This is a genomic window from Carboxylicivirga taeanensis (genome assembly GCF_051851475.1).
GTDB classification, from domain to species: domain Bacteria; phylum Bacteroidota; class Bacteroidia; order Bacteroidales; family Marinilabiliaceae; genus Carboxylicivirga; species Carboxylicivirga taeanensis.
Genome location: NZ_JBPUSJ010000020.1, coordinates 23,435 through 36,802 on the forward strand (window position 1 = coordinate 23,435; position 13,368 = coordinate 36,802).

A 13,368-nucleotide genomic window follows, 5' to 3' on the forward strand; every position below is an offset into this window, starting at 1 on the left:
TATAACCCGTAACGCGTGTCGTTACGGGTTTTTTTATATTTTTGCTCAAATAACTATTTGAGTATTCAATTTCCTTTTTTATTTAAATCATGTCGAAAATTGTAACACTTTCTGAAGCAGCCTCAATTGCTTTGCACTCCATGGTACTTATTGCCAGAAGTGAAACAAAGCTTAATGTCAATCAGATTTCAGAGGCTATTGACAGCTCTAAGCATCATGTAGCGAAAGTGATGCAGCGACTCGCTAAAGAGGATTTTGTCGCGTCTAACAGGGGGCCTAGCGGCGGCTTTATATTGAAGCAGGATCCTTCAGAAGTTTCACTGTTAATGATTTATGAAGCGATTGAAGGCAGAGTGGCCATCCAGTCGTGCCCGGGAGATAAGCGCACTTGCATTATTGGTTCCTGTATGTTGGGTGATTTGTCAAAAAATATGACGAAGGAGTTTAAAGAATATATGGAAAGTCACTTTTTAAACGAGTACATTTAAAAATTTTCCTTTTTAAGCCATTTGTTATTGTGCTTAATCTTAATGCTTTGCTGGAGTAATAGTCGCTCCAGCTTTTTTATGTTGGCCGGTGAAAAGTAAAGAGAGCGGGCCTTTGTTCGGATTTCTTCCCCTTCGAAATAAGTAATGTCAACCCGATAGTAGGTGAGCATATAGGTGAAGGTTAAATCAATGATGTTTTTTAGATGAACCGAATGGGCATAATTATTACCTGGCAGTATTTTCTTCGTTAGAAGATGCTCATCGATTACTTCCAGCTTATTAGCTTTTGTGGCGTAAATTATCGATATACCAGTTAAATAGGTGGCACTTAAGGCAATCACTAAAAAGAGTGACCACTCATCCACCAAGGCATTAATAACCGGAAACAGCAGCGCACACATGACCGAAAAGGTGGTAAAGGGCACCAGAATATTGGCATTTGGCCATAAAGCTATCTGTGGCTTGTATGCGTATTTGTGTCCCGCGTTAAAGCGGTTGCTGTAAAGCGTGCTGTGTGGCGATTTAAACCCTCTGAATACGCGGTTGCAAGGATCCTGATTGAGCAGCTGACACATCTCCAGGTATAAATCAGGTAGATGCTCCCGAAAAGCTGATGGGGCTTCAAAAAAATGCTCAACAGCAACTGAAAAGAACTCACGCGGATTGCTTGTTCCATACGCTCTGAAAAACTGCTTGTCGTGCTGCCGTATTTCGATCAATTTATCAAATGCCGACTGCCTGAACTTTTCCATTAAGCGGTGGATGTTGTACCTACGTCCATGCGACAGGAGTAAGGCTAAATCCATTGCATGAGCCATTTCGTGCAGGCCAAGGTTAATTTTGTCGGCCGTATTGGCATATCCTTCCTCGAAATACTTCCACGATAATACGATTAGGCCGGCCTGATTGACCTCACCACGGTGGTATTGCCTGGTTAATCGGTTGTAGTAGGCATCTTCGTGCACGAGGATGGTTCTGAATCTGCCAAAGTTAAATTCTTTAAGCCCAAACGTCAGTTGTATGGCCGAGGCTGATATCAGCACTTTTTTGTAAGTGCTAACAATGGGTTGTCCCGAAGCAATCCAGTTGCTCTGCTTCATAAACTTATAGGTGCGCAGAACAAAGTCGGGTTTCAGCTCTTCGGGTAATTGCTTGTAATATTCAAACTCATTTTCAAGCGTTTGTTTTATTTTTTTCCATCTGGGCGATTGCCGGGCAACCTTGAGGGTGATGGTGTGCGACTTTTTAAACTTAAAATACTCGTAGGTAACAATTGCCAGCGCAATGGCCATTCCCGACATAAAAATCAGGATTACATATAGGTGCTCATTAGTCATTTAACAGGTGTATTGTATGACAGGCAACCACGCCGGCAGTTTCAGTTCTTAAGCGGCTGTTGCCCAGTGATACAGGTTGATACCCAGCTTTGATGGCGAACTCAACTTCTTTTTCAGAGAAGTCGCCTTCGGGGCCAATGCACAAGGTACAGCTGGTGCCATTCTGATACGCTGTTTTTAAAGGCAGTTTTTCTGATTCATAGCAATGGGCGATAAAGCCTTTGCTATGGGCATTTTGCTCAATAAAGGTATCAAATGGCGTTAGTTCGTTGATTTTTGGCAGGTAGGCTTTTAACGACTGCTTCATGGCCGCAATAACCACGCGTTCAATCCGATCGGTTCGTATTTTTTTGCGTTCCGAGTGATGACACAGTAGTGGGGTGATTTCATCAACCCCCAGTTCCATTGCTTTTTCAATGAGCCACTCAAAGCGGTCAATGCTTTTTGTTGGCGCTACAGCCATGTGTATTGCATAGGGTTTTGGCTCATAGTTAATTGCTTGAACTAACTCTAATTCACATTTTTTTGGGTGCGGGTTAATGATGCGGCAGGTGTAATACTGTCCTTTGCCATTGGCTACAGTTATTTTATCTCCTGATTTATGTCGTAACACATTAATGCAGTGTTTACTCTCGGCTTCATTAAGCACTCCGTTGCCCTCAAAGGCGGGATCAAAAAATACCTCCATACTCAATTATTTGCTGTAAAGATATAAAGCTTTGTGCAAATCATCTTAACTGTAAACCGGCTTATGCTTTAATTTAACGGGTATTTTAACAATAAATTCCGACCCGTTTGGGGGATCTGAAATCAGATCTATCTTGCCATTCATCATTTCAACAAGGCTTTTGGTGATGGAAAGCCCTAAGCCTGTGCCACCATGTTTTTTGCTGGTCGATTCATCAGCCTGGCGAAATCGATCAAAAATAACCGCTTTATCTCTTTCCGAAATACCCGGGCCTGTATCTTTTACCGAAAGGGTGAGCCATTCATCGTTGGTAATGCTATAGCTAATTTCGACCTGGCCTTTTTCGGTAAACTTAATGGCATTGGAAAGCAGGTTGAGCAAGATTTGATACACCCTCAAAGGGTCGGTGTAAATGACTTTTTGATTGTCTGTAACAGTGTGTTCTACATGTATCTGAAGCTGCTTTTGCAGGTTGCCACAAAGGCTCAGTCCCACGCTGTGTGCTTCGCTGACCAGTTCGTTAATATTAACCAGTGCTTCCTGTATTTTAAGCTGGCCCGATTCTATTTTGCTGATGTCGATGATGTCGTTGATGAGGGTGAGCAGGTTTTCACCTCCACGTTTAATCATATTCAGATAATCTGCCTGCTCTTTTTTGCTGAGCTGGTTGCATAAAAGCAAATCAGTAAAGCCAAGTATGGCATTCATAGGGGTGCGTATCTCATGCGACATATTTGCCAGGAAAGAGGATTTTAAGCGATCGCTTTCTTCGGCTTTTTCTTTCGCTTTTTGTAACTCGTTTTCAAAGGCCTTCTGGTTACTAATGTCCAGAATGACTCCGGTTATCCGCGTTGGTTTTCCATTAATAATTTCAGTAATTTTTCCGTGGATGGAGAACCAGGAGTATTCGTTGTTACTGTTATACAACCTTGCTTCACACCGAAAGGCTTCGTCTTTACCTGCTTGATGTAAGCTGTAGGCTTCACGCATTTGCTCAATATCTTGTGGAAACACAAAAACATGCCAGTTATTCATGTTGATATCTAATTCACTGGCCGATTGGTAGCCCAGCATGTGGGCAAACTGTTCGTTGATGTATATGTCATTCTTATCCAGCTCTATGTCCCATAGCCCTTCATTAGCTCCGTCGATGGCCAGTTCAAGTCTTTTCTCGCTTTCGATAAAGCTTATTTCTACTCGTTTTCGTTTTATAATATCTCCCACCAGCAGCAGAATAATAAAAATAAAAACACAGAGAATGCTTAATATGATGATGAGCTCTTTTTTGTAACTCTTTATCAACTGAATGTCTTCGTTAATGAGCTCAAAGTTATAGCTTAAGCTGTCTGTATCGAGTTGGTGTTTTTTTAGAAGCTGCTGATCGAAAATGGTATAGGTAGGTGGCTCGTTGTCTAATGCAACCGCCTGCTTCCGCAGTATTTGGTCCATCAGCTGGGCCGAAAGGCGTCCCTGATCGGCTGCTTTGAGGATGCGCCCACCAACAATTAAATGCGGCATCAGAAAATCCCAGTTGCTGTAGATGGGGATGTCTATATTCTTGAAAAAATACTGACTCTCATGCATCATTTCATTGGGAATACTATTGCGTTCGGTGTAAAGGCTCAACAGGTAAATAGCCCGGTTACTGGAAGGAAGTTCATTTAAGGCCCGGCGAAGTCCTTCGGGGTGAGTGTTATTAATGATTTGATAGGTGTAATTGCGTTTTCTACTTTTAAACGCCTCCATAAACTGCTCCAGAAAGATGTTACCTGAGAGTGTTTCGTCAGAAATTACAATCAGCTCTTCCAGCTCGGGCTGCAACTGCTCAATAATTTCTATGGTGCCTTTAATATCTATAGTTTCGTGGATAATTACGTGCTGATTGGTGTCCAGAAGTTCCAGTTGATCGCCAATATTATTGACGCCACAAAAGGCAACCGGCACATTTCCCCATATCTCATTACCGTGCTTAATAAAAAAGTCAAAAGCCCTGTTATCGGAGCAGATGATGCCATCAATTACCTTGCCTTTATATTTAATCAGGTATTGCTGGTACAGCGCCTCAAAGTACTCATCCGAATTAAAGCGTTTACTGTCCATGAATTCATAAAAAACGCGAACAGATTCGTCCTCAGTAAAATGGCTGGTTATGGCATTATTAATATCAGCTGTCCACTGAAAGCCGTGGTGGTAGGAGTTAAGAACGAGCACCTCTTTGAGTCTCTCTGCATTTGCAGTGCCTGTTAGTGCTTGAAAGATAAGAGAAAAGATAAGCAGAAGTGGTGGCAGGGTCTGGCTTTTAATCATCAATTAATGCATAATTAGTTGTCAGTTAAAGATACTCAAAGAATTTAATTCTACAGCATATTATTATGATGAAAAATGGCACGGCATCTCAGTGCAAAAAATGCTCATGCAAGTGGGCTGCACTTCTGCATCACTCAGTGAAGCATGCTTTCGGGGCAAAATAAAACGGTCCTGATTCTTCTTTTATCAAAGTATCTGTATCTTTTTAAATACTTTTGCAAAAAAAACAAATGGAATACACAAAGGTTTCGATGTTGGTAACACCTCCCAACCAGGTTGCTAATGAGCTGTTAATCGCGCAAATGGGAGAGATGGGATTTGAAAGTTTCGAGGAGAATGAAAAAGGATTTGATGCCTACATTCCAAGTCAGAATTTCTCAGAAGAGCAGCTTGGCCAGCTTGAGTGTCCGCTTGAAGGCATTGCCTGGAGTTTCTCCAGTGAGGCCATTGCCCAGCAAAATTGGAATAAAGTGTGGGAAGACAATTTTTTTAAGCCCATTAAAATTGGTGATGAATGTATTATTCGCAGTTCATTTCACCAAGATGTAGAGACTTGTCGTTATGAAATCATTATTGATCCGCGCATGGCATTTGGAACCGGGCACCACGAAACAACCAGTTTAATGGTGCAGCACATACTCGAAACGAATGTTGATAATTTGGAAGTGCTGGATATGGGTTGTGGAACAGCTATTTTAGGAATGCTCTGCGCCATGAAAGGGGCCCGGATGGTTGAAGGTATTGATATTGACGAATGGGCCTACAGCAATGCCAAAGATAATTTGGAGCTAAATAATATAACCAATATGCACATTCAGTTAGGCGGCGCCGAATTACTTGGAAAAACAGCGTACGATTTAATATTGGCCAATATTAACCGCAATATTTTGCTCAACGACATGGCCAGTTATGCCAAGGTACTGAAACCCAATGGGAAGATTATTTTTAGTGGGTTTTATAACGAGGACCTGCCAGTAATTGATGCTGAGGCACGTCAACATGGCCTAAGCATGCTGGCACAAAAAACTGATAACAATTGGACCGCAGTTGCGTATATAAAAGCCGAGTAAACGAATATAGTGTACCAACACGCAACTGAAGAACCTTAATTGTATGATTAAAAGACTACTTGCCTTATTGATTTTTATAGCCATTGGAGGCCAGTTTTTAAGAGCACAGCACAAGTTTAGCGGGCAGACAGATGTTTTTGTCAGCGAAATGGAAGAAGTTTTTAAAGGAGCTACCGACCGAAAAGCTGCCAAAGAATTTATTGAGCAATTCGAACTGTTCTGGTCCGCACAGGAGGCCGATTTACAGGCTTTGATTATTGCAACCTGTAAGCAGATGGCAATAAAGCGGGCGCGGCCTTATCCCGATTATCACATCTACCTGAGTACCATTATGGCGTTTAAAAACGGCGGACATCCGCAGGAGAGTTTTGCTAACTGGCACCAGGCAATGAGTGATTTATTGGATGAGCCCAGGTTTGCCTTGAGGCATTTAAAGAGCTTTTTGGAGATCAGTAAAAACCTGGCGGAGAACCGGGCCATTTATACCACGCCTGCCTTAACATGGTATGCCCGTTCAGGCAATTATGCCTACGAGTATAAAGATAAGGAATTGACTCTGAGGGTGGAAGAGACTAACCTGGTGTGTGCTTCTAAGCGCGATAGTATAGTTATATACAACACCTCCGGTACCTTGTATCCATTGGACGAAAAGTGGTTAGGAGACAAGGGAAAGGTCACCTGGGAGCGCTCGGGCTTTGAGGCATCAAAAGTATATGCCACTTTTGGAGCCTACGAAGTAAAAATGGATAAGCCGACATTTAAGGTTGATAGCGTAGAGTTTTATAACCAGTACTATTTTGATTATCCTTTAAAAGGTTCTTTGGAGCATAAAGTAATGCCCATCAGTAATCCGGAGTCGGCAAACTACCCTAAGTTTATTACTTCGGAGCAGCGGTTTAAAATCGAAAAGATTCATCCTAATATTGACTATGAAGGCGGGTTTGCCCAAAATGGAGCTAAATTTTTGGGAGCCGGTACCGAAGAGAAGCCTGCCACTATAACTATCTTTCATAACGATACGGTTTTTATAACGGCTAAGTCCTTGTATTTTGCCTTACGAAAAGATCAGATTGTAAGTAACGAAACAGAGGTGTCCATTGCCGTGGATAAGGGGTTTATCTACCATCCGGGGCTGATGTTCAAATACATGGCCGAAGCCAATGAAATTCATTTGATTCGTAATGGCGAAGGCTTGGCTCAGAGCCCTTATTTTGATACCTATCATAATATAAGTCTGGATGTGGAACTTATAAAATGGACAGTGGGAACGCCGGTTATGGACATGCGCATGTTGACCGGGGCCGCGCAAAACCAGGCCTTTTTTGAATCATTAAGCTATTTTCGACAGGACTTTTATAACCAGCTGCAGGGAATGGATGCCATTCACCCCTTGCAAGGCCTTCGTAATTGCGACAATTATTATCACGGACAGCCGTTTACTGCCGCTCAATATGCCCGCTTTATGGGCTTTCCAGAGAGTCCGGTGCGGCAACAGCTCATTCAGCTTTCTTTTTATGGGTTTGTGGGATACAACGTTAATACCGATGAGGTAATCATTCGTCAGCGCCTGCATGATTATATCGATTTCAGGCTTGGTAATAAGGATTATGACGTTATTCGATTTACCTCCCTGACGGATAGTGAGGTAACCAATGCTCAGCTCGATTTGGAAAGTTACGATTTGAACCTGAACGGCGTGGAGAATATTTCGATCAGTGATCATCAAAATGTCGTGTTCTTTCCGCGTAACAAGGAGATTACCATAAAGGAAAACAGGAACTTTATTTTTAACGGAACCATCAATGCGGGTATGCTGCGTCTTTCGGGCGATGGTTTCAAGTTTTTGTACGAGGATTTCAGGATTGATATGAGTAATATCGATTCACTGAAAATGAAAGTGCAGTCGGGTGAAAATGATTACTTTGGTTTGCCGGTGCTAAAAGATGTTGGGAACATTATTTCGCAGCTGTCAGGCTATCTGCAGATTGATGAGCCGGATAATAAATCCGGTATCAAAAATAATCCGCATTACCCGATTATCAATAGCCAGGTTGAATCGTACGTTTATTTCGATAATCCTGCAGTGCAAGATGGGGCCTACGATAAAGAGGAATTTTTCTTCACGCTCGACCCTTTTGAAATGGACAGTATTAACACCCTGAAAAGGGCTAACTTTAACTTTAGCGGGGAGTTTCAGTCCAATATTTTCCCCACTTTTGAAGAGAATCTGACCATCCGTCCCGACTACTCGCTGGGTTTCAGCCGCCAAACGCCAGAAGAAGGCTACTCTATCTACGATGGAAAGGCCACTTTTACCAGTACCATTGATTTGAGTAATGATGGTCTGAAGGGGAATGGTGTGCTCAACTACATGTCCATCACCTCGCACTCCGAAGGTTTTACCTTTTTGCCCAACATGGTGAAGGGACAGGTGCACGATTTTACGGTAGAAAAGAAAACAGACGATCTACTTTTGCCCGATGTGAGTTCGGAGTTTGCCTACATCGAATATTTGCCAGAGGAGGAAGAGTTTTACGCGACCAGCCAGGAGCAGAATTTTACCATGTATAATGAGGAGGCGCAGTTAGAAGGTAAAATTAAGATTACACCCTCTGGCATGAGCGGTGGCGGTACTTTCGAAATGAAGAGTGCCAACGTAAAGTCAGCCAGTATTGATTTTACCGATCATGCAATTGTGGCCGATTCATCAGACTTTAACCTGTCGGGAGCCGAGGTTGAAGGCGTAAGTTTTGCTACTACCAACCTTATTTCAAACATTGATTTTGAAACCCGCCAGGGAACCTTTAAATCGCGTTCGGGAGGTAGTAAAGTTGATTTTACAGATAACCGCTTTGTATCGTTCATTAACGAGTTCTCGTGGAACATGGATCAAAACGATATTTCTATGGGAGCCCGCGGATCGGCAGGGAACCGTTTTGTTTCGACCCACCGTCGCCAGGATTCTTTATCGTTTTTTGTGCCGATGGCCAAGTACGATGCAGAAAGCAAAACCATTTTTGCTGAGGAAGTAAAGAACATTGAGGTGGGAGATGCAAATCTGCTGCTGAGTGATGGGTTGGTGACGATACGGGAAGATGCCAAGATCGACCCCTTGGATAGTGTGCGCATTGTGATCGATAAGGATTCGTTAACGCAGCACACCCTTTATGATGCCCGGGTTAATGTTACTGGTAAATACGCTTATCAGGGCTATGGAAAGTACGACTACCTGAATGGTGACGGCAAGCAGTTAACGCTTAACATGCACAATATTGAGTATGGCAAAGAAGAGATGACCATTGCTGAAGCGAAAATTACGCCACAGGATTTATTCACCTTCGATTCGCACTTTGCCTTTCAGGGGGATGCAACGCTTAAAGCGACGGAGCAATTGATTTCCTTCGATGGAGGTGTTCAAATGCTGCACCGCTGCTCGCAAGGGCCCCAAACATACATCCGTTTTGAGAGCCTGATTGACCCTGCTGATGTGCGGATTCCGATAGGTGAAGAGGTGCAGAATATTGATTATGAAGAAGTTTATAAAGACTTCTTTATTACCAAGGACAGTACTCATGTCTATTCGTCGTTTGCTGAGGATCGCAAGGATTACAGCGATATTTCGATGGTCAATGCCTCAGGATTTCTTGTGTACAACGATCAGGAGCGGGCCTTTGATATTGCTTCGGCCAATAAATTGGCTAATCCCGATACCACCGGTACGCTAATGCGCTTTTCGGAGGCAGGCTGTAATATACAGGGGCATGGAAAGATTAACCTGGGCGTCGATCTGGAGCACGTGATGACCAAAGCCAATGGAACGATAGTGCACGACAGAGGGGCTAATAAAATGATGCTATCGGCCATGATGGGTATTGACTTCTTTTTCAATGAAGAGGCTCAGGAGGTATTGTATAATAGCATTGTGTCTTCATCGGCGAAAGCCTCCAAGCTAAGCAAAGAGACTTACATTAAGCGCCTGGCAGAGTGGTGCGGCCACCAGCGAGCTGTAAAAGCTGAGCAGCAGCGCGGCATAAGTGGTGCGGCACAAGGCTTACCAGACGAGGTTCAGCAGATGCTGCTGTTTAGCGATATTAACTTTGAGTGGGATACTCAAAAACGGGCTTTTGTAGCCAATGGCAAGGCCGATTTAGCTTATATAAATGACCTGGTGGTGAATAAGGAGGTGAATGTGCTGGCCGAGATCACCCGCAAACGCAGCGGCAACTCCTTTGAAATGTATATTGAGTTTGACGCTAATACCTGGGTGTACTTTGGGTATAAAAACAGCATGATGCAAACCTTGTCGTCCAACTCGAGCTATAACACGATTGTGCAGACTTTGAACTCGGATGATCGCCGACAAAAGGGTGGTTTTGGCGATAAAGGCTATACCTTTATTATGGCTCCGGACAGTAAGAAGGACAATTTTGTGGCCAGCTTTAAATCGGCATCGGTAAAGCATGTCGAAGAGGATGGTGAAACTGAGGAAACTGCCGAAGTTGAGACGGATGAAAATCAGACAGGAGCTCAGCAGGAAGCAGGTGAATAAAATAAGGCATTAAAGCAAAAGGAAGGTGCTTGTTCGTTTTGAGCAAGCACTTTTTTTGTGTCATAACCTGAGTTAAAAATTAGGCAATAACCATAGGTTAATAAATGCCTTATGGGCTAGTACTGGGTTAGATGCATGTGTCAATCAGCAGTGGGCGGCAGAGCTATCAGCGGGCACATTTCATGCATTTACGGCTCTCGGGCATCAATACCAACCGGCCGGCCGGAATGGCACCTTTGCACTGTATGCATCTGCCAAAATTAGGTTCATTAAGCCGCTTAAGAGCCTGCTGCAGTTGGGTGAGCCGGGCCTCAGTCTGACGCAGTGCTGCTTCATTCACACTCTTGTTGTTGATGGCATCCATGCGGCTCACACGTCCAATGGCATCATCGGGCGCAATGGCTTGCGTCAGCTCCTTTAAAGAGCGTATTTTGCGCTCCTCACCAGCAATTTGTTGGCCGATAAGTTGTTCTATTTCGGATTTATTAATGGACATGCTTATGCTTTTTTCTGAGCCACTACAATAATGGAGTCATCTGCCTTTAGCTCCTGGTAGGGGGCGATGTGAATAATGTTGAACAAGGGGCTAAACAGTTCCTGCAACTCTTCGGCTTCGTAATACTGAAAAAACAGTCCTTGAAATTCATCGGTGCCCCTGCCTCGCCAGAAGGTATGCAGGAGCATTCCTTCGTGATTAAGAACATCGGCCTGTCGCGCCAATGAAGCCTTCAGATTGTTGACTGTGAGGTGGTGGAGTACCTTATTGGAGTATATGCAATCAAATTGCTTGTTGGTTTTGATGGTCACCGCGTCCAGCACCATCACTTTTACTTCGGGGTGCTGATGCTTGTAGTGTTCGGCAAACAGAAAAGAATAGTCGGAGCCCGTGACGTCGTATTTCTGTCGGATGTTGTCCAGATCTTTACCAGGGCCCATTCCCAGTTCCAGTGCTTTGCAGGACTGTGGAATAAAGCGCGTGAACTGCTCAAAAAACCAGCTGCCATCATAGTCGGCCGTCATTTCGAGGTAGTGTTTCACATTCTGTTTGTCTTCGAAAAATGATGCACTCATAGGAACTATTTGTGTGCAAATTACAAAAAAAAGCCCTGATTCGCTATGAACCAGGGCCGGACGATTAACTAATTGGACACTAAAAGTTAACGATGGTCATTTCAAATATTAAAATGCTGTTAGACGGAATGGATACCTTGCCGTCTTCATCATATCGTGTGCTGCTGCCGTAACACAGCTGCGAAGGACAATAAAAAATAGCTTTGCTGCCTTTTTTAAGCTTAGGCACGCCTATGCGCCAGGCCTCAATGAGGTTATCCAGTGGTGTGCGGCTCAGTGTTCCTTCATCAAATATTTCGCCATTTAATAAGCTGCCTTTGTAACTCACATCAACCCATGCAGTTTCTGGTACAGTAGGGCCATCGCCCGGTTCCAGAATCTGATAGTACAGGCCCGATTCGTCGCGCTGCGCTTCAATTCCCTGCTCTTCCAGGTAGGTCGATATAATCTCTTCGTCCATGTCATCCTGATCGCGATCAATTTTCACTTCAAAAATAACGACCGAGTTGGCTGGCACGCCATTTTTTTCTGCCGCGCCATAAGCTAAGCCCGAGGGAACGTATAAATGGATTTGTCCCAGGCGGTTGACTTCCTGAAAACCAATTTGGAACCCATACAGCAGCTGGGACAGGTACTGAGTTACATTTTTACCTTCGGTATCGGCAAAGACTTTTCCGTTGGTGAGGTAGCCTTTGTACGAAAAGGTCACTTTTTCATCAATCGACTCATTGGCCCCGATGGGCGCTCCGCTTCCAAAATTCACTATTTGGTAATATAAGCCCGACGAGTGGCGCTCGGCGTCTATATTGTGTTCGGTGAGGTAGGTGCTGATTATCTCTTCATCTACCACGGTGTAATCTACATAGTCGTCTTTTAAACAACTTGTAAATAAAGGTATCAACAATAAATAGGATACAATCTTTCTCATCATTCTTCTCCTTGTGTTTTTTATGTATATCAATTGGTAATGGTGCTGTCCCCACAGCGACCTGCTAACTAGATACATTTTTGAGGAGGGGGGTTGCTTTTGTGGCGAAAAAAAAGCAAAAAATATGATGGAGTATTTCTTAGAGGCACTTAATCAGGTGCTTGTACTTGAGGAGGACGGAAAGCCTAGTGTGTGCCGATTAATAATTAGATTGAGTGGGTGCTTAAATTTTTGGAAAGCCTTATAAATTCTAACAGTTTGCCCGCACTTAGTATGAAAGTCTCAATCGAGAGTCCCAGCTCCCGCGCGAATCCTTTCGCGTGGATTAGCAAAGTACAAATAAGTTAAAACAAAAGCTGCTCTATTTTTTAGGGTGGCTTTTGTTATATTTGATGCTATGAGCCGCAATTACAAGTTCTATCATCCAGAAGGAGTTTATTTTGTAAGCTTTGCAGTAGTCGAGTGGCTGGATGTTTTTACACGCAATGAATACAAAGATATTCTACTTGATAGCCTATGCTTTTGTCAACAAAAGAAAGGAATGGAACTCTTTGCCTGGTGCATTATGACCAATCATGTGCATTTAATATTTAGAAGCATTCAAGGTCAGAAGCCAGATTTGCTGTTAGGCGATTTTAAACGTTTTACCAGCAATGAAATCATAAAAGCGATAAAGAATAATCCAAGAGAAAGTCGCAGGGATTGGCTGTTAGAGCATTTTGAGAAAGCGGCATTGAAATCATCAAATGTCAATAAATGCCAGTTTTGGAGGCATGACAATAAGCCGATTGAGCTATAGAGCAATAAAGTCATTGAAGAAAAGATTAGCTACATCCATAACAATCCGGTTGAAGAAGGATTGGTTTTTCATCCTGAAGATTATGTGTACAGCAGTGCTCGTGATTATAGTGGAGAGAAGGGATTGATAGA

10 protein-coding genes are annotated in these 13,368 nt (G+C 43.3%); 4 read left to right on the top strand and 6 right to left on the bottom strand.

Going from position 1 to position 13,368, the window contains the following annotated elements:
• The first annotated feature begins 89 nt into the window (after nt 1–89).
• Nucleotides 90–488, top strand: a complete 399-nt coding sequence (locus ACSX1H_RS18030; RefSeq protein WP_439185645.1) for an RrF2 family transcriptional regulator — start codon at nt 90–92, stop codon at nt 486–488.
• Here ACSX1H_RS18030 and ACSX1H_RS18035 read toward each other — a convergent pair.
• Genes ACSX1H_RS18035 through ACSX1H_RS18045 form a run of 3 tightly spaced genes read right to left on the bottom strand, consistent with a single transcriptional unit; the run spans nt 485 to nt 4,820 of the window.
• On the bottom strand, nt 485–1,825 hold the full coding sequence (locus tag ACSX1H_RS18035) for a zinc-dependent peptidase (RefSeq protein WP_439185646.1): 1,341 nt from the start codon (nt 1,823–1,825) through the stop codon (nt 485–487). The genes ACSX1H_RS18030 and ACSX1H_RS18035 overlap by 4 nt on opposite strands.
• The gene (locus ACSX1H_RS18040) at nt 1,818–2,513 is read right to left on the bottom strand and encodes a 16S rRNA (uracil(1498)-N(3))-methyltransferase (RefSeq protein ID WP_439185647.1); all 696 of its coding nucleotides are present in this window, start codon (nt 2,511–2,513) and stop codon (nt 1,818–1,820) included. Before ACSX1H_RS18040 ends, ACSX1H_RS18035 begins: the two co-directional genes overlap by 8 nt.
• Before the next feature lie 45 nt (nt 2,514–2,558).
• Nucleotides 2,559–4,820, bottom strand: coding sequence for a sensor histidine kinase (locus tag ACSX1H_RS18045; protein ID WP_439185648.1), 2,262 nt, complete (start codon nt 4,818–4,820; stop codon nt 2,559–2,561).
• A 230-nt stretch (nt 4,821–5,050) separates the two neighbouring features.
• Between ACSX1H_RS18045 and prmA the strand changes: the two genes are divergently transcribed.
• On the top strand, nt 5,051–5,890 hold the full coding sequence (gene prmA / locus ACSX1H_RS18050) for a 50S ribosomal protein L11 methyltransferase (protein ID WP_439185649.1): 840 nt from the start codon (nt 5,051–5,053) through the stop codon (nt 5,888–5,890).
• A 43-nt stretch (nt 5,891–5,933) separates the two neighbouring features.
• The gene (locus ACSX1H_RS18055) at nt 5,934–10,439 is read left to right on the top strand and encodes a hypothetical protein (protein WP_439185650.1); all 4,506 of its coding nucleotides are present in this window, start codon (nt 5,934–5,936) and stop codon (nt 10,437–10,439) included.
• 166 nt (nt 10,440–10,605) lie between these two features.
• On the opposite strand, the gene ACSX1H_RS18060 is transcribed toward ACSX1H_RS18055, so the two are convergent.
• The 3 genes from ACSX1H_RS18060 to ACSX1H_RS18070 all read right to left on the bottom strand — a co-directional run bounded on the left by ACSX1H_RS18060 (nt 10,606) and on the right by ACSX1H_RS18070 (nt 12,441).
• The gene (locus ACSX1H_RS18060) at nt 10,606–10,935 is read right to left on the bottom strand and encodes a TraR/DksA C4-type zinc finger protein (RefSeq protein ID WP_439185652.1); all 330 of its coding nucleotides are present in this window, start codon (nt 10,933–10,935) and stop codon (nt 10,606–10,608) included.
• 2 nt (nt 10,936–10,937) lie between these two features.
• Nucleotides 10,938–11,510, bottom strand: a complete 573-nt coding sequence (locus tag ACSX1H_RS18065) for a class I SAM-dependent methyltransferase (RefSeq protein ID WP_439185653.1) — start codon at nt 11,508–11,510, stop codon at nt 10,938–10,940.
• 79 nt (nt 11,511–11,589) lie between these two features.
• On the bottom strand, nt 11,590–12,441 hold the full coding sequence (locus tag ACSX1H_RS18070) for an FKBP-type peptidyl-prolyl cis-trans isomerase (RefSeq protein WP_439185654.1): 852 nt from the start codon (nt 12,439–12,441) through the stop codon (nt 11,590–11,592).
• A gap of 394 nt (nt 12,442–12,835) precedes the next feature.
• On the opposite strand from ACSX1H_RS18070, the gene ACSX1H_RS18075 reads away from it, so the two are divergent.
• Complete coding sequence (locus tag ACSX1H_RS18075) at nt 12,836–13,237, top strand: transposase (RefSeq protein WP_439185655.1); 402 nt, start codon at nt 12,836–12,838, stop codon at nt 13,235–13,237.
• Nucleotides 13,238–13,368: the final 131 nt, after the last annotated feature.

Coding starts and splice junctions, on each gene's coding strand:
- ACSX1H_RS18030 (WP_439185645.1), top strand. CDS start 90: ATGTCGAAAATTGTAACACTTTCTGAAGCAGCCTCAATTGCTTTGCAC.
- ACSX1H_RS18035 (WP_439185646.1), bottom strand. CDS start 1,825: ATGACTAATGAGCACCTATATGTAATCCTGATTTTTATGTCGGGAATG.
- ACSX1H_RS18040 (WP_439185647.1), bottom strand. CDS start 2,513: ATGGAGGTATTTTTTGATCCCGCCTTTGAGGGCAACGGAGTGCTTAAT.
- ACSX1H_RS18045 (WP_439185648.1), bottom strand. CDS start 4,820: ATGATTAAAAGCCAGACCCTGCCACCACTTCTGCTTATCTTTTCTCTT.
- prmA (WP_439185649.1), top strand. CDS start 5,051: ATGGAATACACAAAGGTTTCGATGTTGGTAACACCTCCCAACCAGGTT.
- ACSX1H_RS18055 (WP_439185650.1), top strand. CDS start 5,934: ATGATTAAAAGACTACTTGCCTTATTGATTTTTATAGCCATTGGAGGC.
- ACSX1H_RS18060 (WP_439185652.1), bottom strand. CDS start 10,935: ATGTCCATTAATAAATCCGAAATAGAACAACTTATCGGCCAACAAATT.
- ACSX1H_RS18065 (WP_439185653.1), bottom strand. CDS start 11,510: ATGAGTGCATCATTTTTCGAAGACAAACAGAATGTGAAACACTACCTC.
- ACSX1H_RS18070 (WP_439185654.1), bottom strand. CDS start 12,441: ATGATGAGAAAGATTGTATCCTATTTATTGTTGATACCTTTATTTACA.
- ACSX1H_RS18075 (WP_439185655.1), top strand. CDS start 12,836: ATGAGCCGCAATTACAAGTTCTATCATCCAGAAGGAGTTTATTTTGTA.